Annotated in this window: 20 protein-coding genes; 16 read left to right on the forward strand and 4 right to left on the reverse strand. The window is 65.6% G+C overall.

Features of this window, described 5'->3' with window-relative positions; all coding sequences use genetic code 11:
- Positions 1-297: 297 nt before the first annotated feature.
- From HKW67_RS19980 to HKW67_RS20000, 5 genes are all read left to right on the forward strand, one after another.
- A complete protein-coding gene (locus HKW67_RS19980) occupies positions 298-900 on the forward strand; it encodes an outer membrane beta-barrel protein (protein ID WP_171227069.1) in 603 nt (200 codons plus the stop codon).
- A gap of 11 nt (positions 901-911) precedes the next feature.
- A complete protein-coding gene (locus HKW67_RS19985; RefSeq protein WP_171227070.1) occupies positions 912-1694 on the forward strand; it encodes a hypothetical protein in 783 nt (260 codons plus the stop codon).
- Positions 1695-1728: 34 nt separating this feature from the next.
- The gene (locus HKW67_RS19990) at positions 1729-3885 is read left to right on the forward strand and encodes a prolyl oligopeptidase family serine peptidase (RefSeq protein WP_171227071.1); all 2157 of its coding nucleotides are present in this window, start codon (positions 1729-1731) and stop codon (positions 3883-3885) included.
- 122 nt (positions 3886-4007) lie between these two features.
- Positions 4008-4436, forward strand: a complete 429-nt coding sequence (locus HKW67_RS19995; protein ID WP_171227072.1) for a DUF1801 domain-containing protein — start codon at positions 4008-4010, stop codon at positions 4434-4436.
- 76 nt (positions 4437-4512) lie between these two features.
- Complete coding sequence (locus tag HKW67_RS20000) at positions 4513-4794, forward strand: BrnA antitoxin family protein (protein ID WP_171227073.1); 282 nt, start codon at positions 4513-4515, stop codon at positions 4792-4794.
- A gap of 41 nt (positions 4795-4835) precedes the next feature.
- On the opposite strand, the gene HKW67_RS20005 is transcribed toward HKW67_RS20000, so the two are convergent.
- Positions 4836-8222 (reverse strand): DEAD/DEAH box helicase, encoded by a 3387-nt coding sequence (locus HKW67_RS20005; RefSeq protein WP_171227074.1) that lies wholly within the window; start codon positions 8220-8222, stop codon positions 4836-4838.
- A 129-nt stretch (positions 8223-8351) separates the two neighbouring features.
- On the opposite strand from HKW67_RS20005, the gene HKW67_RS20010 reads away from it, so the two are divergent.
- The 4 genes from HKW67_RS20010 (at position 8352) to HKW67_RS20025 (ending at position 12417) form a co-directional block, all read left to right on the forward strand.
- Positions 8352-10769, forward strand: coding sequence for an Ig-like domain-containing protein (locus HKW67_RS20010; protein WP_171227075.1), 2418 nt, complete (start codon positions 8352-8354; stop codon positions 10767-10769).
- A 345-nt stretch (positions 10770-11114) separates the two neighbouring features.
- Complete coding sequence (locus tag HKW67_RS20015) at positions 11115-11453, forward strand: hypothetical protein (RefSeq protein ID WP_171227076.1); 339 nt, start codon at positions 11115-11117, stop codon at positions 11451-11453.
- Positions 11454-11648: 195 nt separating this feature from the next.
- Positions 11649-12038 (forward strand): hypothetical protein, encoded by a 390-nt coding sequence (locus HKW67_RS20020; RefSeq protein WP_171227077.1) that lies wholly within the window; start codon positions 11649-11651, stop codon positions 12036-12038.
- A 28-nt stretch (positions 12039-12066) separates the two neighbouring features.
- Positions 12067-12417 carry a hypothetical protein gene (locus tag HKW67_RS20025; protein WP_171227078.1) on the forward strand — a complete coding sequence of 117 codons (351 nt, stop codon included), beginning with the start codon at positions 12067-12069 and terminating at the stop codon, positions 12415-12417.
- A gap of 1 nt (position 12418) precedes the next feature.
- Here the strand turns inward: HKW67_RS20025 and HKW67_RS20030 are convergent, their stop codons facing one another.
- Both HKW67_RS20030 and HKW67_RS20035 read right to left on the reverse strand, forming a co-directional pair.
- Positions 12419-13780, reverse strand: coding sequence for a cation:proton antiporter (locus HKW67_RS20030; protein ID WP_171227079.1), 1362 nt, complete (start codon positions 13778-13780; stop codon positions 12419-12421).
- Between the two features lie 18 nt (positions 13781-13798).
- The gene (locus tag HKW67_RS20035; RefSeq protein WP_171227080.1) at positions 13799-13981 is read right to left on the reverse strand and encodes a hypothetical protein; all 183 of its coding nucleotides are present in this window, start codon (positions 13979-13981) and stop codon (positions 13799-13801) included.
- Positions 13982-14227: 246 nt separating this feature from the next.
- Between HKW67_RS20035 and HKW67_RS20040 the strand changes: the two genes are divergently transcribed.
- The 4 genes from HKW67_RS20040 (at position 14228) to HKW67_RS20055 (ending at position 16520) form a co-directional block, all read left to right on the forward strand.
- Complete coding sequence (locus tag HKW67_RS20040; RefSeq protein WP_206044514.1) at positions 14228-14476, forward strand: globin family protein; 249 nt, start codon at positions 14228-14230, stop codon at positions 14474-14476.
- Positions 14477-14573: 97 nt separating this feature from the next.
- The gene (locus HKW67_RS20045) at positions 14574-15593 is read left to right on the forward strand and encodes a S1/P1 nuclease (protein ID WP_171227081.1); all 1020 of its coding nucleotides are present in this window, start codon (positions 14574-14576) and stop codon (positions 15591-15593) included.
- A 13-nt stretch (positions 15594-15606) separates the two neighbouring features.
- Entirely contained in the window at positions 15607-16002 is a 396-nt protein-coding gene (locus HKW67_RS20050) for a hypothetical protein (protein ID WP_171227082.1), read from the forward strand.
- A complete protein-coding gene (locus HKW67_RS20055) occupies positions 15999-16520 on the forward strand; it encodes a YdeI/OmpD-associated family protein (protein ID WP_171227083.1) in 522 nt (173 codons plus the stop codon). The genes HKW67_RS20050 and HKW67_RS20055 overlap by 4 nt, the downstream gene beginning before the upstream one ends.
- Positions 16521-16612: 92 nt before the next feature.
- Here HKW67_RS20055 and HKW67_RS20060 read toward each other — a convergent pair whose 3' ends face one another.
- On the reverse strand, positions 16613-19099 hold the full coding sequence (locus tag HKW67_RS20060; protein WP_269141205.1) for a protein-disulfide reductase DsbD family protein: 2487 nt from the start codon (positions 19097-19099) through the stop codon (positions 16613-16615).
- Between HKW67_RS20060 and HKW67_RS20065 the strand changes: the two genes are divergently transcribed.
- The 3 genes from HKW67_RS20065 to HKW67_RS20075 all read left to right on the forward strand — a co-directional run bounded on the left by HKW67_RS20065 (position 19015) and on the right by HKW67_RS20075 (position 20809).
- Positions 19015-19689: a peroxiredoxin family protein gene (locus HKW67_RS20065; RefSeq protein ID WP_171227085.1), complete on the forward strand. Its 675-nt coding sequence runs from the start codon at positions 19015-19017 to the stop codon at positions 19687-19689. The genes HKW67_RS20060 and HKW67_RS20065 overlap by 85 nt on opposite strands.
- Before the next feature lie 28 nt (positions 19690-19717).
- On the forward strand, positions 19718-20311 hold the full coding sequence (locus HKW67_RS20070; protein WP_171227086.1) for a redoxin domain-containing protein: 594 nt from the start codon (positions 19718-19720) through the stop codon (positions 20309-20311).
- Positions 20312-20398: 87 nt separating this feature from the next.
- Positions 20399-20809 (forward strand): DM13 domain-containing protein, encoded by a 411-nt coding sequence (locus HKW67_RS20075; RefSeq protein ID WP_171227087.1) that lies wholly within the window; start codon positions 20399-20401, stop codon positions 20807-20809.
- Positions 20810-20949 lie beyond the last annotated feature (140 nt).

The following is a 20949-nucleotide window of genomic DNA, read 5'->3' on the forward strand; positions in this document are numbered from 1 at the left end:
ACATGGAGTTGGTCGCGCTGCAGAAATCAGAGCACGCCGTGGGCACGGGCACGCCAACGCCTTGGTCCCGGCGTTTGTCGCCAAGCAGTAGCGGTGTCCCGGCGCGTTCAACAACTCCGACCCCTTGAACCGGCCCGACCGGATCATACGCCACACGCTGTAGCACCACACGGCACCTCCCCGAACTCTGTGGTGTACGTCACAGTCGAGCGGCCCTCCCGTCTGCCGCTCACCTCGCGAGCACCCGCTCCCCGGGCCATCGCGAGCCCCTCCAACGTTCCTCGTGGAGTAATGCCAATGCGTGTCGTTCTGCCGTCCAGTGTGCAGGCCCTCGTCCTGCTGGGAAGTTTGGCCGTCCCCGCCGTCGCTCAGCAGCGCCCGGAACGCGTCGAGCGCACGCACACCACCGGCCTCCTTCTCGGCTACGGCACCGAAACCAACGTGATCACGAGCCAGCCCGGCGCGGCCAGCTCGGACAACGAGCACGTCGTCGGACACGGGATCACGCTCGGGTACGGCTTTACCCGGCGATGGGCGGCGTACCTCAATGCCGGTTGGGGCGGATTCGAAACAACAGCCGGCAATCGCACCGGCGCGGGATCGATAGACTTGGGGGCACGTTATCACCTGCCCACGGTCGGCCGGGTGATCTCGCCATTTCTGCAGGGCGGACTCGCGAGTCGCGCGCTGAGTGTGGACGCGCTGAATAGCCGCACCGGATTCGTCGATAACGTGTTGGGGTGGCGGTCGATGGCGGCCTTTGGCGGCGGCGCCAATGTGCATGTCACCCGCAGCCTCGCGATCTCCGGCATGTCGACCTGGGGCGCCACGTCGGACGGGATCGCCAACCCCCGCGTGCATCTGGGCGTGCTGCTCCTGCCCTCAGCGTGGCGGCGATAGGCGAGGGCTGTGTGAGACCGCGATACGCCGCGCTTTTCGTCTTCGCGACATTGCTCGCCTGCGACGATCTCACAGCGCCTCGGTTTCCCAACGAGGCGCTGGTGCAATTCACGCCGCCGTCGGTGTTCGCGTTGTGGTGGCAGCAAGTTGAAACGTGCGCCGGCCGCCGCGCCGACTTTTCGCGGATGCGCTGGTACCGTCCCATCGACGGCGCGTCGCTGGAGCTCGCCGACGGCGGTACGTATCAGGGCTACTGGTGGGACCAAGGCGATCGCATCGCGCTCGCGAATGTCGATCACGGTCCCACCGCTCGACACGAGATGCTGCACGCCATTCTCAATGACGGCAGCCATCCGCTACCGATGTTCGCCGGCCCATGCGCCGGCGTCGTTGGCTTTGACGGACCCGAGGGCTACGGTGTTCCCGTCGCTGAGCTCCAGGCCGCGGTGTCTCTGCCTGCAGCGACGGCGCTCAAGGTCACAGTCGCGACACATCCGGCAGCGCCCTCGTTGAATCAGTACGGTGGGGCGTTCACACTGGTTGTCACGGCTACGAACACGATCGCGCAGCCGGTGTGGATCAACGTGGACGAAGGTGACTTGGCCTCCGTCTTCGTCACCGACGCGGGATTTGGTGCGGGAGTGGTGACCGCAGCCAAGCGGATCCTCTTCCTGCCAGGCCAATCGCGACAGGTGTTTGTCGATTGGACCGAGTCGCGAAGTGGGGCGCTGCGCGTGCAAGGCTCCTATCTGCGGGCGCGCTCCGAAGTGACCACCTTCACGATCGCGCCCTGAGGCAAGAATGCGACCCGCGGCGTAGAATAGACCGGTGCTCCGCTTCCCTGGAGGAACCCTGTCTGCCCGCTTCCTGCGTGTGGCGCTGCTCGCCGTCGCAACATCGGCCTGCAGCCGCCCGCCCGCCGACACGCCGGCGTACCCGCCCGCGCGCACCGTCAACGTGGTCGACCGCTATCACGGTGTCGCCGTTGCCGACCCGTATCGCTGGCTCGAAGACACCACCGCCGAGGTCCGCGCGTGGGCCTTGGCGCAGACGCGGTTCGCTCGGCCATTCCTGCACGACAGTGTGCTCCGCGCGCGGCTGCGCGACCGTATGGAGCGCCTCGACTCGCCCTGGCTGGCGTTCGATTCCGCGCTCGATGCCGCGTCGCAAAGCCAAGCAGGCGATGCGATCCGCGTAGCAAACGGGCGACTCGTGATTGGCACGCCGCGCGGCGCCGATCGCCTGCTGCTCGACCCCGCCACCTTCGGCCCGGCCACGCGCCTCGCGCACCATCAGGTGGCGCCGAACGGACGGCACGTACTCGTCGAGTTGGCGGTCGGCGGCGACGATTGGAAAGTCGGTCGCGTCGTCCGCGTGGCCGACGGCACACTGCTGCCCGATTCGATTCCGGGCATCGTGTTCCAGTCGCCGCTGTGGACCCCCGACAGCAAAGGCATACTGCAGGTGCAGTACATCCACCCGGCCAGCAGCGAACGCGTCATGCTACGCGGCGGCACGTTGTCGTATCACCAGCTCGGTACCGGCACCGCGAACGATGTCTCCATCCTGCGACTCCCGGCGAACGATGTAGAGGGCGTGATCCGCGTGTCGCTCTCCAGCGACGGGCGTCGTGCATTCGTGTCTGACGGCACCGGTGCCGACTTCGAGGTGCTCGGCTGGGCACTGTCCCGCTTCGCACTCCTCGAGCTGTCTCAACTCGATACGCCGGGCGCGACACCGGCATTGGTAGCCGTCTCCACCACGCGCGACGCGGCGTACGCGGTCGTGGCCAGCGATGCGACGGGCATGTTGGTCCTCACCGACCGTGATGCGCCGCGGCATCGGCTCGTGTTCATTCCCTATCGCGACCCGTCGCCGTCGGCATGGCGTGACGTGATTCCGGAAACGCAGGATGTCCTGCTCTCGGTCACACCCCATGGTGCTCACCTCCTGGTCGTCGCGCTACGAGACGCACAGCACGTGCTGCGCATTCACCGCCGAAGCGGCGCGCTCGAACACGAGCTCACATTTCCACTCGGCACGCGCATCGAGCTGATGCCTGGCGCGACTGGCGACCGGCAGCGCATCCTCGCCGCGTCATTCCTGCAGCCGCCCCGCCTTGTCGAGGTCGCGCTGAGCACCGGCGAGCGCACGACGATGTTGGAAACCAGGAGTGAGTTCGCGAGTGCCGACTACGTGGCGACACAGCAGTGGTACGCGGGCAAGGACGGCACGCGGATCCCGATGTGGCTCGTGCACCGCAAGGGGATCGCGCTCGATGGCAGCCATCCCACGCTGCTCTTCGGCTACGGCGGGTCGGGTACGGTGATGCTCCCCGATTACGCGCCCGACATGCTGGCGTGGCTCGAGCTCGGTGGCGTGTTCGCGATGCCGAATCTTCGCGGGGGTGGCGAGTTCGGACGTGACTGGTACGAAGCCGCGATTCTCGGGAAGAAACAGACCACCTTCGACGACATGATTGCGGCCGCCGAGCATCTGATTGCACGCGGGTACACGTCGCCGAGCCGTTTGGCGATTCGTGGACGCTCGAACGGCGGCCGGATGGTGGCGGCGGTGATGGCCGAGCGCCCCGATCTCTTCGCCGCCGTGGTGGCCGAGGTGCCACAAACGGACAACGTACGCTTCGACCGCGGACGCCATCGCGCGCAGTTCGGGTCGCCCAGCGATTCCGCGCAGTTCGGCTTTCTGTTGGCCACGTCACCGCTGCATCGCGTCACAGCGGGCCGCTGCTATCCCGCGACGCTGGTGACGACGTCGCTCAACGATCCGCGGGCGCCGGCTTGGCACGCGATGAAATTCACGGCGGCACTACAAGCGGCATCACGGTGCGCGAGGCCGATCATCTTGCAGGCCGACACGTTGGGTGGCCACTTCAGCGAGTCCGAAGCGGGTGGCGGCGCCAATGTGTCGCTCGACTACCTCACGTTCCTCGTGAAGCAATTGGGCATGATGCCGCCGCGCTGACTACGCAATCGCCGCACGTATATCACCATTGTGAAAATCGCCTCGAAGCGATCGCTCGGAATGCTCGCACTTTTTGAGGCGTTTCCGTAGCTGCTCGTCTCGTTCACCACACGGAGCAACCCATGAACGTGCAGGCGCAAGTGAACGACTATCTCGCGGCCCAACCGGAGCCGAAGCGCAGCGATATGCAGGCGCTGCACGGCATCATCCGCGAGTTGTTGCCCAACGGTCGCTTGTGGTTTCTCGACGGCAAGGACGAGAAAGGCAAGATCGTCACGAATCCGAACATTGGGTACGGTGCCCAATCCCGACCGTACGCCGACGGCACTATGCGCGAGTTCTATCAGATCGGCATCAGCGCCAACAGCACCGGCATCTCCGTGTACATCATGGGCCTCGAGGACAAGAAGTACCTGGCCGAGATGTACGGAAACGCCATCGGCAAAGCGACCGTGACGGGATACTGCATCAAGTTCAAAACGCTCAGCCAGATCAACGTGGATGTCCTCACGGCGGCCATGCGGTCGGGGATTGAGCAGACGAGCGCGTAGCTCGACTTCACCGTGCGGGGCTCGCTCATTCGAGTGGTCGGCGCTCGCACCATGCATCGCCAGGAGCACCGTATTTATGCCCAAGTCCCAGCGCGCCATCAAACCGATACCGACGTTCAAGTCGGAAGACGTTGAACGCGATTTCTGGGCGTCCGCCGACGCAACCGACTATGTCGACTGGGCGTCGGCGCGTCCCGTCCGGTTCCCGCTGCTACGGCCGTCGACGACCGCGATTTCCGTGCGGTTGCCGGATACGCTGCTGACGAAGCTCAAGATTCTCGGCAATGAGCGCGACGTGCCGTGTCAGAGCTTGCTCAAGATGTCTCTCGCCGACCGAGTGGCCACGGAGCGGCGGTAACACGAGCGCGCGCTCGAGCCTAAGTCAGCGCGATAGCCCGCCTACGCGAGCAGCAACTCCAGCTCCTCTCGCCCGATCGAGGCGAGCCCGGTGCGATCCGACGACAAGATCGCATCGGCCAGCGCGCGCTTACCCGCCTGCAGCGCCAGGATTTTCTCCTCGATCGTGTCACGCGCCACGAGACGCGTGGCGATCACGTGCCGCATACGCCCGATGCGGTGGGCGCGGTCGATTGCCTGCGCCTCCACAGCTGGATTCCACCACGGGTCGAGCAGATAGACGTAGTCGGCGGCGGTGAGATTGAGGCCATGTCCGCCGGCCTTCAGGCTGATCAGGAAGATCGGGCACGACGGATCGTTCTGGAAACGATCGACGCACGCGTGCCGGTTCTTCGTGCGACCGTCGAGGTACGCATAGGGAATCCCTCGTTCGTCGAGCGCGGCGCGCACGAGCGCGAGGAACGACGTGAACTGCGAGAACACCAGCGCCTTGTTCTTTTCCGCTGCCACATCAGCCAGTGCTGGTAACAACGCATCGAGCTTCGCACTGGGCAGCGCCTTCTTGCGCGCGTCGGCCAGCACGGGGTGGCACGCGGCCTGACGCAGTCGCAGCAGTCCTTCCAGGATGTGCAGCTTCGAGCGACCCAGTCCACTCGTCTCGACCTGTAACATGACCTCGGCCCGCACTTTCGCGCGTACCTGCTCGTAGAACGCACGCTGTTTGGGTTCGAGCTCCACCTCAAGTGTGCGCTCGATGCGCTCGGGCAGCTCGGGTGCCACTTCACGTTTGGTACGCCGCAGAATCACCGGACGTAGCGCGCGCGCCAACACGGCGTCGACGCCCGCTGTTGTGCCAGCCGTCGCATTATCGGCGCTCACGCTACGCAGCGACGTGGCGAATCGCGACGACGCGCCGAGCATACCCGGATTCAGGAAGTCGAGTAGGCTCCACAGTTCTTCGAGGCGGTTCTCCACCGGCGTGCCGCTCATCGCGAGCCGATGGGACGCCTGCAGCACGCGACAGGCCTTCGCCGTCGCGGTGCTCTGGTTCTTGATGGCCTGTGCCTCGTCGAGCACGACGTAGTCGAAGGCAATCTCGGAGAGACGCACGGCATCGCGGCGCAATGTCCCATAGGTGACGAGTGCCATGTCGACCGCCGTCGAATCGAACGCGGCGTCGTGACGGGTGGCGCTACTCCAATCGACCACACGAAGCTGCGGCGCAAATTTCGCGGCTTCGGTACGCCAGTTGAACACCAGCGAGCGCGGTACCACCACCAACGATGGCCCGTGACCCTCGGCCCGACGCGCATCCAGCAGGGCGAGCACCTGAATCGTTTTCCCGAGCCCCATGTCGTCGGCGAGGCAGCCGCCAAAGCCGAACGTACGCAGGAAGTGCATCCAGCCGAGCCCTTCGCGTTGATAGCCGCGCAGCGTGCCTGTGAAGGATGCGGCGGGATCCGCCGGCAACACACGTTCGAAACCCCGGAGTGCTTCACGCTGTCGCGCGAAGGCGGCGTCCACGTCAACGTGGGGCAGCGTGGCCAGCAGCGCGTCGAGCAGGGCCAGCTGCGACGTGCGAAAGCGGGCACCGGTGGTGGTGCGCTCGCCGCCGGCGAAGATCGGGCCAATCTGGTCGAGCCAGTCGTGCGGCAACAGACCGAGTCCGCCATTCGGGAGGAGCACGGTGTCCTCACCGAGCCGCTTCGCTTCGAGTATCGCGGCGAGGGAGACGGTGGTGTCGCCATAGGCTACGGTGCCATCGAGATCGAACCAGTCGACGCCGGATCGCACGCGGGCCTGCACCGCACCCGGCGCTCGAAAAGCGCGGCCATCGACCTCGACCCACCAGCCGTCGACCGTGAGCTGCTGCGCCACGCGCCGCAGCGAGGTGCGCGGCAGCACGAACGGCGCCTTGATCGACTCCGCCCCTCGCACGATGGTGAGTCCGAGCTTGACGAGGCGAGCCAGTGCCTCCTGTTCGGCATCGCGGTCACGATGGTACAGCGTGCGAGTGCTACCGTCGAACCGTGTCGCGCCCGCGTCGGACGCGCTCACCTCGGCGCCGCCATAACGGAACACAAGTTGTACGCCGGCCATGTGGGTCGAGTAGCCCCGCCATGCGACCGGATCGGCGACGAAGCGAACGCCCGGAGTTGGTGCCGCGTGTGACTCGGTGATGGCGAGTTCGGGCGGAAGTGCCAACGCCGGCACTCGCGGCATGGCATAGAGTTGCTCGAGCGCTGCCGACGGATTGTCACCGATCGGGAGGCGCTTCTGGAGCAACAGCTCGATCATCAGCGGCCACTGGCCGTCCACCGCGACGGGCGCCAGCACCCCGTCGAGTAGGCATACGCCAGTCGCGTGCATCCACGTGATCTCTCTGAAATCGCGACGTTCCTCGCCACGGACCAACGCACCGCTGAGCACCCACCCGTCACCTTCGCGCTCGAGCGCGATGGTGAATTGCCACGGGGCGGGCGCCGTGGTTGCCGTGTGTGCGGCGCGCTCCCACGTAACGGGGAGTAGCGTCGGCGGGGGGCCGGCCAGCTTGAGGCGCGCGCGCCCGGTGGCGCAGACGGCGGGCAGCACATACGTGACCGCATGCGGTGCGATCACGAACGAGGTGCGCGCGATCCCGTAGTCGGGCAACGGTGCGGCACCGAGCAGGAGTCGAGTGATCTCGCGGTCGCTGGCCTCCGGGGCCTGCATCCAGACGGTCGACGAATAGCCGAAGCGTTTGGGAGCGCTCCATGAACCGTCGCGCGCACGCTTCTCGGTCATCACTTCGAGCGACAGACTGTGACCACCACCGACGCTCCCCTCGATCACGTACACGAGGCGGCGATCATCGGGCCACTCAGCGCGCGTGGCTCGGGAGCGATATGCCGTGTAGTCGGTCGCGTCCGCGTTGCGCATTTGCCACGCTGCCCGGTCGAGGATCGCCGGCCACGTCGGCGGGGGCAATGGCGATGGCAGGGCCGGATGCGGGGCGCGTGGGCTGGCTACGGGCGCGCCGAATGCGGCATCGGAATCTCCGCGCACATCGTTGTCGAACGCATCGTCCTCGAACGCATCGTCGTCGAGCAGTGCGTCGTCGTCAAGTTCGGCCAAGAGGAGGCGCACGGACGTCGCACGCGCGAGCGCGTCGGACAACACACGGGATCGGGGACTCGCCTCCAAGGAACCGAGGGTGGCCCACACATGCTTACAGTAGGCGCCGTCCGCGGCATACGGGCAGGAGCAGCCGAGCAGCGCAGCGCGGCGTTCCATTTCGATCACGACCATGTACTCGTCGGTGCCTTGCACACGGGCCACGGCCGCGGTCGCGGTGGCATCGAGGACTTGTACGGCCCCGTTGCGCAGAATGGCGTCGCCCCGCTGACGGGACTGGGCGGAAAACTGGCGGGTGAGCAGCGGTGACGGCATTCGTGCAACGTAATGCGGTCGCCGCTCCCGCTGAGTGGAATGCTCCTCGTCCCCCGTCGTGACGGCGGTAGCAGCCGAGGAGTCGTAGCTCGACTCGACTATTCGTACCGTCCACGCCACGAGACATTGATGCCGATGTTGCCCGCCGTTACGCGATCGCCTGTCCGGTTGCTGCTGGTATCCGCCCTGACGCTGTGGGCGACGACGGGCTGCAGCGGCGGCAGCGATACCCCCGTAACACCGCCCGTGACACCACCGGCCGTCGTCGTGACACGGGTGGAGATCACACCGGGCGCCGGCACCATCGATGTCGGGGCCAGTCTCACGTTGCAGGCACAGCCATTCAGTGCAGCCGGTGCCGCGCTCACTGGACGGACCGTTTCCTGGCGAAGCGAGGCGCCGCAAATCGCGACGGTTACCGATCAGGGTGTGGTCACCGGTATCGCGGCCGGCACGGCGCCGGTGGTCGCGACAGTGTCCGGCGTCAGCGTCACGACGAGCATCAGCGTGCGCGATGTGAATCGCATCGACGCGGATTCGGTACGTCTCACGGATGTTGGACAGCTGGCGGACTTGCGCATCTCGAGGAACGGCCAGCCCAGCACCGTCGCGACCGTGACGCTGATCGACGAGCAACGGTGGTTGAGTGAACTGCCGGTGCTCGAGGCGGCGGCGCTGGGGCAGGGACGCGTGGTGAGCACCGGCCCCGGTCGGGCCCGCGTGCGCGTGCAGGCCGGCACGCTGATCGACACGGTCACGATCGGCGTCACACTCGCCCGTGCACGCATATTCTCATCGAGCGCACCGGTTGGTCGCACGCACCTTGGCAGCGCTGACACGATCACCCTGCGCGGCTACGCGCTCACGTCGCTGGCTGTCGCCGCGTTGCAAGCCAACGGATTCACGCCTACTACGACGGCGCGCGACAGCGCCACGTGGCGCTTTGTCTTTCCGCCGGCGGCCGATGCGTGTACAGGGAACCCGCCGGCCATTACGCTCACGCTCACCAGCAGCGACGGCGTGCTGCCAAGTGGCCTCACGCGCGCGTTCGCGAACGAGCTGTCACTGGCGGTGGGCGACGCGCGACGCCTCACCTCCGCGCAGGCGGAGTGTCTCCGCTTCGCGCCTTCGTCGCAAGCGCGCTACCTGCTGTCGTACGCCGACTCGCGATTGCACGAGAAGGCGAAGACGCAGCCGGAGTACCCGTGGCCGGATTCCGTGGTGGTTCGGGTCACGCCCGCCGGCCGATCGGCGGCCACGCCGCTCCGAGCACTCGCTCGCAACGCGTTGCTCTTTGATGGCCCTGAATCGGCACTGCGCTCAGCAGCCGCATCGGCGGTTGCACCCGCTGCCGCGTCGATGGTGCCGGCCGGATGCCCCTATCTAAACGCGTCGGCACCATTCTGCCGCGCCACGCCGTACGTGCTTGGCGAGGTCTTCACGCACTATCCTTTCGACCGACCGAGCGGGCCGGCGCGCGTGATCGCGATCCGGGGAAATCTGGTGCTGGCGGTCTTTCGTGCCGACTCGTCGCTGCTCGCGCCAAACGCGGTGGCCCGCGCCGACAGCGCGTTGCGGCTCTTCGCCACCACGGGTATTCCCTGGTTGCAAAGTGTGTACAGCCTGTCTGCGCCGACCTCGAGCAGCGATGAGTCCGGACAATTGCTGCTCATGCTGGATGCATCGACGCAAAGCAGTGCGGGGTGGTTTGCCGATGGCGGTCAAGGGCATGGCCGGTGGGGACGGCTCACCCTCGGTATGCCGGACGGATCGGGGTTTCGGGTCGATGGGTACTCCTACTCGCTCAACTACAGCATCATCGCGCACGAAGTCACGCACACCTACCAGTACCGTTGGCGCTGGCAGTACGCCGCGCCGTGGCAGACGTACCTGGGCACCTCTTGGGGCGTTGAAGGCGGTGCGACGTTCGCGCAGCTGCAGACGCTGCGGGAAACGCTCGGCGTTTCGTTCAGCGCCAATACGAACTTCGATGTGCTACCGCTGACCGATCCCGCCTCGTCGTTGTCGGTAGGCGCACGAGCGAGAGGTGACGTCACGGCGGGATACACGCCGGCCGCCAGCATGCTGCGCGACTTTATGCAGCGGCTCGCGCAGAGCGGCATGACCACGCGCGATGCGGCGCGCGAAGTCGCCCAAGGCGCGATGGAAGGCTGGCACGGTATCAACGAAGAAGGGCTCGCCCGCGGGCTGGGACTGACTGCGCGCATGCGCGCCAGGCTCGGCGCCGCGTGGAATCCTACCGACGCGATGCTGCAGTGGACGATGACCGAAGCCGCCGACGACATGACGTCGAATCCGCTCTACCAGAACGTGAGCAACCGGAAATCGTCGACGACGACGGCAGACGCCAGTCTCCCACCACATGCGCTGGTGCAGCCGACGGTTGCGGCTGCGGTACTGCGTGCGGCCGGGAACAGTGGTGTGTTCGAGATCAGCGATCCACTCGGCACCGCCTTCCGTGCCGATGCCGTGGTGGGGACCATGGCGACGACGGCCGTGCAGTGGCTCGTGCTGCGGATTCGCTAGCGCGTCGGAGTTGCGTCAACTCTAGACGTCCGCGACGAGTCGCGGGTCCGCGGTCACTTTCGCGCCCGATCCACCGTTCTCTGCAATGGCCATGCGAATGCAAACTATTTCGCGCGTGCTCGCGCTTACTGTTCCGCTCGCTAATTGTGCCGGATATCGTGGCGGCTGGGAGAGCGTCCCGTACGTGGGCGATGCGTCGCCGCGTCTCGCGTCGGCCGCGTCGGCCGCACGAGTCGCGCGAACGCACGCGACTGCGATTCGAGGCTGTCACGGTTGTCGCCACCATCGACAATCAGGTCAGGACCTACGACACCAAGGACACGCGTCACGGTTCAGCTGTCGGGCATGACCGCGGACTTCGTGTTGCAACCCGCCCTCGCCCGGTTCACGGTGGGTGACAGCACGGTGCAGGGGATCACCGGCACCGTATTCGGCATGTGGGATGACGCCGGGCGGCGCGTTGCCAGTGGCGGGCAGTGGGGCGAGAGGCCAACCGGCGAGCGATTCTTGCTTCAGGAACGCGACCGCACGTACATCCTGAATATTGACTTCCCTTTCAGATCGCCGTCCCCCGAACTGCGCACCATTTCGCTCGATCTGTCAAAGGCGCTGAGCGCGCCGGGCGTGCCCGCGTTGCCGGTCATCAAGTTCACGCCGGCAAAATGGAAGCACGGCTACACCTGACGCCGTTCACGACTGCCGTGCGTTCGGCAGCGGCCAACGCCAGCAACTCGCGCGTGATCTGGCGCCGATACGATCGGGGATTGAGCATGCCACAGCCCGACAGTACCTTCACTTCAATTACCACATTGGTTCTCCGTTTCTCCCTCTGCACTTTCTATGCAACGCCTATTGCGCCGACTTCCTCTCGTGCTTGCGATGACTGGCTCCTTCATCGCCTGCGGCAACGACTCGCCGACTGAGAGTGATGGCCTTTCCGGTACGTACATCGCGACCACGTTACGAATCACGCCGACCGGGCAGGCCAGTATCGATGCCCTCGCGCAGGGTGGAAGCATGACGGTGGTAATCAACGACAACCGCAGCACGGGGGGCTCGCTCACGTTGCCTGCCGTCGTCACCGGCGGCGCGGCACTCACGGCCAGCCTGGCCGGAACTGCGGTGCAGACCGGCGGTACCATCCGCTTTCAGCACTCGGCCGATACGTTCGTGCGGGACCTGACGTTCACGGTGGGCGCCGGTGTGCTCACGGTGACGGACCAAGCAGCCGGCAGTGCGCGTTTCACGATCAGGTTGAGCCGACAGTAGCGTCGACCGCTGTTCGCGCCGCGCCGCCATGCACACGATGATCATCGTGTCACTGCTGCTTAACGTCGTGGTCCTCGCGCCCGTGTGCGGCGGATTGCTCACCAAGGCGCCGTGGGCTCGCCAGAGTTATGGTGAGGCCACCGACGCGCGCGGCATTCTCTTGGCCGTGTACCTGGCCATTGGTATCGTGTCCGCGCTGCTGCTGTTCCGCCCCGATCCGCCGATGGTCGCGGCGCTTCTGGTGGTGCAAGTGGTCTACAAGCTGTGCACGCCGTTCACCATCGGTCGGCTCATCCACCCGGTGGTCCTCAGTAACCTCGCGATCGTGGTCGTCCACGCGGCCACGCTCGTCTCGATTTGGCCAGTATTGCGCGCGTGAATCACACGCGCCGATTCACTGAACGCTCATACCACTGAAGTACCGGTGTCACCGAAATGCCGTGGATCACAATGCTGCACGCCACCACCGTGACGACCAGACTCACCAACAGCGCGGCGTCGCTGCTCGGCACGCCGTGATTGAGCGCGTAGCTCAGGTAGTACAAACTGCCGATGCCGCGAATGCCGAACCAGCCCAGCAGGAGGCGCTGCGCACGCGAGGTGCGCGATCCCTTGAGTGACAGCCACGTGCTCGCGGGGCGGATCGCGACGAACACCACCACCGCTAGCATCGCAGCCGGCCAGCTCCACACCGACGCGACGGCGATGCCGACCAACACGACCAGCAGTACTTCGAGCATGCGCTCCAACGTATCTCCGAACGACAACGCCTCGGCGATCAGCACACCCGCCGCCACGGCCGGCTCCTGACTCTGCTCCGCGCTCACGCGCGCGGTGATGAGCGTCTCGGCCGGCGGGTGTTCCGCAACTCCGACGCCGACAGCATTGGGTTCGATCAGCTCCGCCACTTCCGGATGTGGCGACGCGCGCACGATGCGCACCTCGGCGTGACGCAGCCCCACGCCGGCCGCAAACACCGCGAGGAAGCCCCAGGCATGGGCGCGTTCCGCGGCAACGTAAGAAAGGGCAATGAGCGCCAAGGCGAGGAAGTCGTTGGGTGCGCTGGCGTCGGTGGTGCGCGCCCGGATGCGGATCGCGAGTTGTCCGAGCCCGGTTCCCAGCAGATAGCCGATGGCGAGACCGCCCGGCACTGCCCACAGCACACGCGTGAGCAACCATTCGCCGACCCACGCATCCACGCCCCCGCGCTGCGTGTAGAGCAGCGCGAAGATCACGAACGGAAACGCTGCGCCGTCATTCAGCCCTGCTTCACCCGACAATCCGTAGCGCACCCGATCGTGATCTTCCGCGTCATTCACGGTGACCTCGGCCGCTAACACCGGATCGGTGGGCGCGACAATCGCCCCCAGCAGCAGCGCCATGCCCAGCGGCAAGCCGAGCAGCAGCATGGAGGCGGCGGCGACACCGACGATGGAGAGCAACATCACCGGGCCCGCCAGTCGGAATGCTACGCGCCACGCCGTGTTCTGCAACGGCAAGCGCAACCGTAGACCGCCCACGAACAGCGACACGATGACGGCAAACTCGGTGAGTGTCTCGAGCCATGTACGCTGCGACTCGATGTCGAGCCGCAACAGCTCGAACCCGCCCGGTCCGAGGGCCAGCCCGACCGCGAGGTAGATCAGAGACGTCGAGATGGGAAGTCGCTCGACCTGCGACGAGGTCAGCGCCATGAGCAGCAGTAGCCCACCAACGGCGGCCATCCATCCGAGGACGCTCATTGTCCGCTCACGGTCCCGTCATTTCGGTTGCGGATCCTCTCGAGCGGGCTCGGCCGGGTCGGGGTCGCCCCGCTCGGGCTCGTTCTGGTCGGGGTCGCGACGGACCGGTTCGATGCGATCGGGCTCGTGCCGGTCGTTATCGGGATGGTCGACGTCCGGCTGGTCGACGTCGGGACTGTGTGGTGGCAGTGGTGTCGTCATACGATGCTCCGGTGTCCGTGAAGTGATCGGTCGCCAATCACCAGAGCACGGTGCGCGAATCATGCCAACGCCTATACTCGCCAATCTTCAGGAAATCGGCGAATGTTCAGGTGTGCCGAGCCCATTGGCAGCGCACGTGACAAGTCCCCAACGCGCGAAAACAACGATGACGGAAAAGGCGGTCCCCACGCTGTTCGAGTGGGCCGGCGGCATGACCGCCTTGGAGCGACTCGTGGACATCCGCACATGATTCGGCAGCATGTCGAGCGGCACTTGGCGGAGCCGCAACGTCAGGCGCGGATGGCCCTGCTGCTCGATACCGCGGACGAAGTGAATATGCCTGCTGATCCGGGATTCCGATCGGCATTGGTCGCGTATCTCGAGTGGGGTTCTCGCTTGGCGGTCATCAATTCAGAGCCTGGTGCATCGGCCGAGGAAGACCTGCCGATGCCGCGCTGGGGATGGGGCGTGCCCGGTGGACCGTATCAGGGGTAGCATGCGCGATGGAGACCTGTCGTCAGGCTCTGTCTCAACTGCGTAACCAGTTCCGTTCGGCAATTCGGCGCATTGCGCCATCGCTCAATTTCCTTGTATGAAACGTTCTCTGCTCATGCTCTCCGCCGCTACTGCCATGGCTCTCTCGGCCACGTCGCTGGCGGCGGCACCGCGCGCCGAGCGTCCCACCACGACCCGGCGTTGGGACGCTGTTGGCCACCGTGCGATGGCGGCGATGGCGTACGACCGACTGCGTCCCGCCACCCGCGCTCGCGTCGACGACATCATGCGGGCGCATCCTGACATCGCCGCGCTTGGCGCGAACGTGAACGTCAATACGCCGGTGGGTATCCGCGAGGTGTTCCTGCGCGCGTCGGTGTGGCCCGATCAGATTCGGGGCGACGCGCGCTTCTATCCGGAAACCGACAGCAGTGCGCAACCCACGCCACTGCTGCCCGGTTACCCGACCATGGCGCGCCGCGCCGGCTGGCACTACCTCTCGCGCTCATTCTCCACTGACGGTACACCGACGATTCCGCTTGTCGAGCCGAACGTCGCATCGGTCTTCCCGTCGTTGGCCGAGTCACTCGGGGACAACGCCCTTTCTCCCAGTCTGCGCGCCTACAGTCTGAGTTGGATCATCCACGTGGTGGGCGATCTGCATCAGCCACTGCATGGCACGTCGCGTTCGGCGGCCGACCAGCCCGACGGCGATGCCGGCGGCAACCGCGTGTGGGTGCAGCTCCGCGGGTTCGAGCGTGATTCCATCAATCTGCACGCGGTATGGGATGGTTGGGTGGGCCGTCCGTCGCGAGAGCTGCCGATCGATGACGTGGCGGCGGCGATCGCTCGTGAGCTGCCCATGACCGCAGGGCAGGCGGATGATGCGCTGAACCTGCCGCGAGGTGCGCCACTCGCCGCCACCGTTCGTGCGTGGGCCGACGAGAGCGCCACCCTCGCGCGCTACATGGCGTACGAGCTACCGCCGCGCGCGGGGAGTGTGCCGCCCGTACTCACCGATGCGTACGTCGCGCTGGGCACTCGGATCGCGCGGCAACGGCTGGCGCTGTCGGCGTATCGGCTGGCGGCAGTGATCGAGGCGCAGCTCGGTTCGTAGCCAAATGCGAACGATGACCTTCTCGACGCGATATGCACTGGTGGGTATCAGTGCGCTGGCTGTATTGAGTCTGGTGAGCTGGGCGCGACGCGTACGATTTAGTGGAGCCGAGTCGGTGATGTACCTGATGGGTGTATTGCCAAACGTCGCTGCGGCGATTGCGATTCCGTTCATTCTGCTCGGGATTTGGGCCGATCAACAGCCTAACGCATCGTACGACCGCACGCGTCGCGCGTTCGTCGTGGTGCTTGTGGGCACGGGCGTCTTGCTCGTCGCCTGGGAGTTCGTCCAGCTGACGAGCCGCGGACTGGTGTTCGACCCGCATGATCTCGTGGCAACGTGCATCGGGCTGGGCCTCGCGGGTATCCTGTTCACGCTGGTCACTCCACGAGGCACGCACGCCGCGTGAGTTACTTCACCCATCGCTTCGAAACCCGCATCGCACGCCACGCGGTCGGTACGTACCACTACACCGTGGTGTACCTCGACGCATCGCTGCACAGCGCACTCCCACTCGAGCAGCATGCGCGCTTGCGCATCGAGGCCGATGTATCGGGCGTACCAGTAAAAGGCGCGTGGCAGCCGGCGCGAGGGCGATGGTATCTGATGCTGCCGAAGGCTCCCATGAAGGCAGCCGGATTGAAGATCGGTAGTCCCGTCGAAGTGGCCTTCCGGGTGTTGCCACAGGATGACGTCGATATCCCCGACGAGCTCGCGGCGCTGCTTGCCACCAAGGCGCGTGTTCGCAAAGCGTGGGCAGCGCTTAGTCCCGGAAAGCAGCGCGGCATTGCGCATCTCGTGTCGTCGGCCAAGCGGCCAGAAACGAAAGCTGCACGCATTCAGAGCATCGAGGCGGGTCTGCTGGGGACGGCGGCGCCGCCATGGGAGCGGCCGGGGGGACGAGCGTCTGCTGCGACAGGCGAATGAGTCCGCGCCGCAAGGCGGCGACGCGGCGGAAGAAGAGAGCCACGACCGCCCGACGGGCTCCGGCGAGTGCTCATGTGGCATGTGCGAACCGGCTACTGGGTCGTGGCGCGTTGAACGGCGCTGACCACCACACCCGGGGTCAACACCGCCGGCAGCAGCTCCGCCGGCTCCGTCGTCTTCGAGGGGTACATCACGTACAGCGGCACGCCGCTTCGTCCGAAGCTGGCGAGTACGGCGGTGATCTCGGCGTTCCGCGATGTCCAATCGGCGCGCAGCAACACCACCTTCCGATCGGCGAAGGCGCGCTCCACGGTATTGGTGTGCAGGGCGACACGCTCATTGACCTGACAACTCAGGCACCACGCCGCGGTAAAGTCGACGAACACCGCATGGCCGGAGTCGCGCGCGGCGGCGACGCGCGCCGCCGACCACGGTTCCCAGCCGGCGGGTGTGGCACTCGCCGTCGGCGTCGTGACGGGCTGAGACGCAATCACGAAGCCGCCACCGGCGATGGTGAGCAACAACAGCGCCAGCGATAGACTGCTCGCTACCGCTTTACCAGCGTTCTGTGCGCGACCAGCCAGCCATCCTGCCAGCGCGACCGTAATCGACACCAGGAGCACAATGGTCACCTGATCGGTGCCGGCTTGTCGCCCCAGCACCCAGAGCAACCAGACGACCGTCGCGTACAGCGGGAAGGCGAGCAGCTGCTTGAAGGTTTCGAGCCACGGACCTGGTCGCGGCAATTTCCGCAGCAACGCCGGGCTGCTGGCCAGCACCATGTATGGCGCCGCGAGTCCGAGTCCGAGCGATGTGAACACGAGCAAACCCACCACAGCGTGTTGCGTGAGCGCATAGCCCAACGCGGCGCCCATGAACGGTGCCGTGCAGGGCGTCGCCACGACCACGGCCAACAGTCCTGTCAGAAACGAGTCGCTGTAGCGTTCGCCGGAACCCACGCCGCCCAGTCGCGTGAGGCTCATTCCCAGGGCAAAGACACCACTCAGGTTGAGCGCGAGCGCAAATACCACTAGCGCGAGCACGGTGACCACTGCGGGCGATTGCAACTGGAAGCCCCATCCCAGCTGGGCGCCACCGGCACGAAGCGCCAACAGCGCGCCCGCCAGTGTCCAGAAGGTGACGAGCACGCCGAGCGTGAACACCATGGCGTGCTTCCGTGCGGCAATACCACCGTCGTTCTCACCGCCGCGCTCGACGAACGACAGGATCTTGACCGAGAGCACGGGAAACACGCACGGCATCAGGTTGAGGATCAATCCCCCGACAAAGGCGAGCGCGAGCGCCAGCCAGATGCCGATGTCGGCGGTAGCAACGTTCGCCAGCGACTGCGCGCTCGTGTTCGCAGCGGTCGCTGTGCCGACGGTAAGCACGGCACCGCCAGTACTCGTCGCCTCCGGACCCTCGAGCATCGCGATCAGCTCCGAAGCGCCGGGCGGGGCTGCTGGCGTCAGCGCGACGTCGATCTGCGTACTCGTGGTCGGGGACGTGGCGTTGTGCAGCAGCACGCCGGTGAACCGCGATGTGGTATCGGCAAATCCTCGCGCCACGGTCATGGCCAGCACCAGCGTGTCCCCCGATATCAAGACGCGCTGCGGTGCGGCGTGTTCGAGCACGCCCGTAGAGTCCGGTATCAGATATGCGCCACGCAGTGTGTTTCGTACCGAAGCGGGCGCGCGGGCGAACAGTAGAACTCGCGGCCCATCACGCCACGCCTTCACCGACCAGCCCGCGGCGCTCTGGACCAGCTGGGCACGCGTGTCGCGTATCGCGGCCGCCCATCGGGATGGCTGCACTTGGGTCGCGGTGCGCGCCGTCAGTTCTACATGCCCACTGGCCGGCAGGCACACATCAGCGCATACCAGGAAGTCGACATCGGCCGCGATGGCGAGCGGCGTACCGACCGGTATGGACGACGCCACCGCGATGTCCGCCAGGACCAGGACCTCGCGTTCATAGCCGAAGCTCATGAGCGGAGGCTGCGGCAACACGTGCGGCGTCGGAAAGCGCAGCGCGGACACCGTCACGCCAGCGGGGAGTGACCACTGCGCCGCCAAAGGAAGTCCGGCGTCGCCCGGATTCGTCCAATAGGTGTGCCAACCGGCATCCATCACGATGCGCAATGCCACCGTCGTCGTGGCACCGATTCGGAACGCGTCGGATTCTGAGACCAGCGTAAGATCACTGTTCGGTGTCAGATCCGGTGTGGCATTCCGCGCTGACGGTTGCGCGGACACTGTCCCGACCCCAATTGACAAGAGTGCTGCAAGCAGGGCCGTACGAAGCGTGGTTGGCAAGGAGGGGAGCAGTGAGCGGTGAGCACACGGAAACAACGGATGCGTAGGGTAGACACGTCGTAGTGAATGAGTTCCCCTGTTCGTACACGTCGATCGCGGGAACTGTCTGAGCTCGTAGCGTCTAGGTAGGGCACGGCGACTGATTCCGCCTGCGCTCCCACCTTCATTCTCTACCGCACATGATCCGCGCTCTCCGTCAATCCGCACGAGCCTCGTCACGCGCCATCGCACGTTCACTCCGGCTGGCGTGTGTGCCAATCGCATTGAGCACCGCAGCCGCGCTGTCGCCCGCCCACTCGGCCTCCGCGCAAGCCCCGGCCATGCTCGGCCCGGTCGATGGCAAGGATCTGGCGGCGACCGATATCGAACGCGTCGCCGTCGGCGCGATGGCGCCGGACTTCACACTGGCGAAGTTCGGTGGCGGCACGGTCAGCTTGTCATCGATGCGCGGCAAGAAGAATGTCGTGCTGGTGTTCTATCGCGGCTACTGGTGCCCGTACTGCATCAATCAATTGAAAGAGATGCGGACGCTGCTCACCGATGAACTGAAGAAGGACACCGAGATGCTGGTCGTGTCGATTGACGACGACAAGGGAACGCAAACGGCCACGACGCGTATCTCTGCCGACGGTATGAAGCCCGACTTCGCGTTCTTGTCGGACCCTGATCACACCGTGATCGCGCGATACGGCATCATGAACCCGGCCGGTACGCGTCGCGGTATCCCGCATCCTGCGACGTACGTGATCGACAAGAAGGGCATGGTGCAGTGGAAGGACATTCAGACAGACTACAAGATCCGCCCCACGAACGCCGCCGTCCTGACTGCCGTCAAGACGCTGTCGTCGCGCTGATCCACATCCATCTCAGGAGACGCGCCGTATGCGATGGGCCCTGACTGCCGTTCTGATTGCCGTACTCGGCAGTGCGTACGCGCTGGAATCGCACCGGCCGGCATCGACGCTGGCCGGACGTATTGCCGTCTCAATGGCTTCGCGTGCGGCTGTGCCCGATTCCGCACGGCCCGCGCCACCGTGGAAGAACGCCAGTTGGCTCAATGCCGCGGCTCCGGTAACGCTGGCGTCATTGAAGGGCCGCGTCGTACTGCTCAATTTCTGGGTCTTCACCTGCTACAACTGTACGAACACGCTGCCTTCTCTGCGTACGCTCGACGCACAGTATCGGGATCGGGGGCTGTCGATCATCGGCATTCACACGCCGGAATTCCCGCCCTACGCCGGGGAGCACGACAAGAACAACGTAGCCAAGGCGTTGACCAAGTACGCGATCACGTATCCCATCGCGCAGGATAATGATCGGGCCAGCTGGGACCTCTATCGCATTCAGTATTGGCCAAGCTTCGTGCTCATCGACAAGCAGGGACGGGTGCGCTACGAAGGCTATGGAGAGTTTCACGTAGGCGATCGCTGGCACACGGAATGGGAACGTCGCATCAAGACGTTGCTGGCCGAGTAGCGCCACGACCTCACACTCACGATGCACGGTTCACACGGAGTAGCGAGCATGCGACACCGAAACAGAGCGGTCGTGCTGTGCGCGGCGATGGCTCTCACTCTCGGCTGCAACAATGCTGAGCCACCGATGGCGCCGAATGCCACGCCGATCGGTGCTGATGTCATGGCGCCGATGGGCACCGTCGCCACTGGGGTCTGGCGGAAAACCCGGTACGACGTTACCGGCACGGTACAGATGGTCGCCGAGAACGGGGTCGGTCAGCTCACGTTCTCGTCCGATTTCTCCGTGGCGCAGACGCCTGGTCCGGTGGTGTACGTGAACACCACGAACAACCCGAATACCGGGCAGCCGCTGCGCATCGGCGCGATCAAGTCGAGAAGCGGGGCACAGACCTACACGTTTCAGCTGCCGCCGGGCGTGCGCTACACGTGGGTGCTGATCTGGTGTGACCCGTTCAACGTGCCGATGGCCGAAGCGTCGATCAACCCAACGCCGTGACTCACGGCGCCCCACCCATGCAAGGCACATTTGGCGGCCGCCATTTCGTGACATGACGTTACGAGCCCGGCACGAGCCCACGGGGCAATCGTGACGTGAAGCGGGAATGATGGACATTCGGGCGCTTGCCCGTTTCTCTC

Source organism: Gemmatimonas groenlandica (genome assembly GCF_013004105.1).
Lineage (GTDB): Bacteria > Gemmatimonadota > Gemmatimonadetes > Gemmatimonadales > Gemmatimonadaceae > Gemmatimonas > Gemmatimonas groenlandica.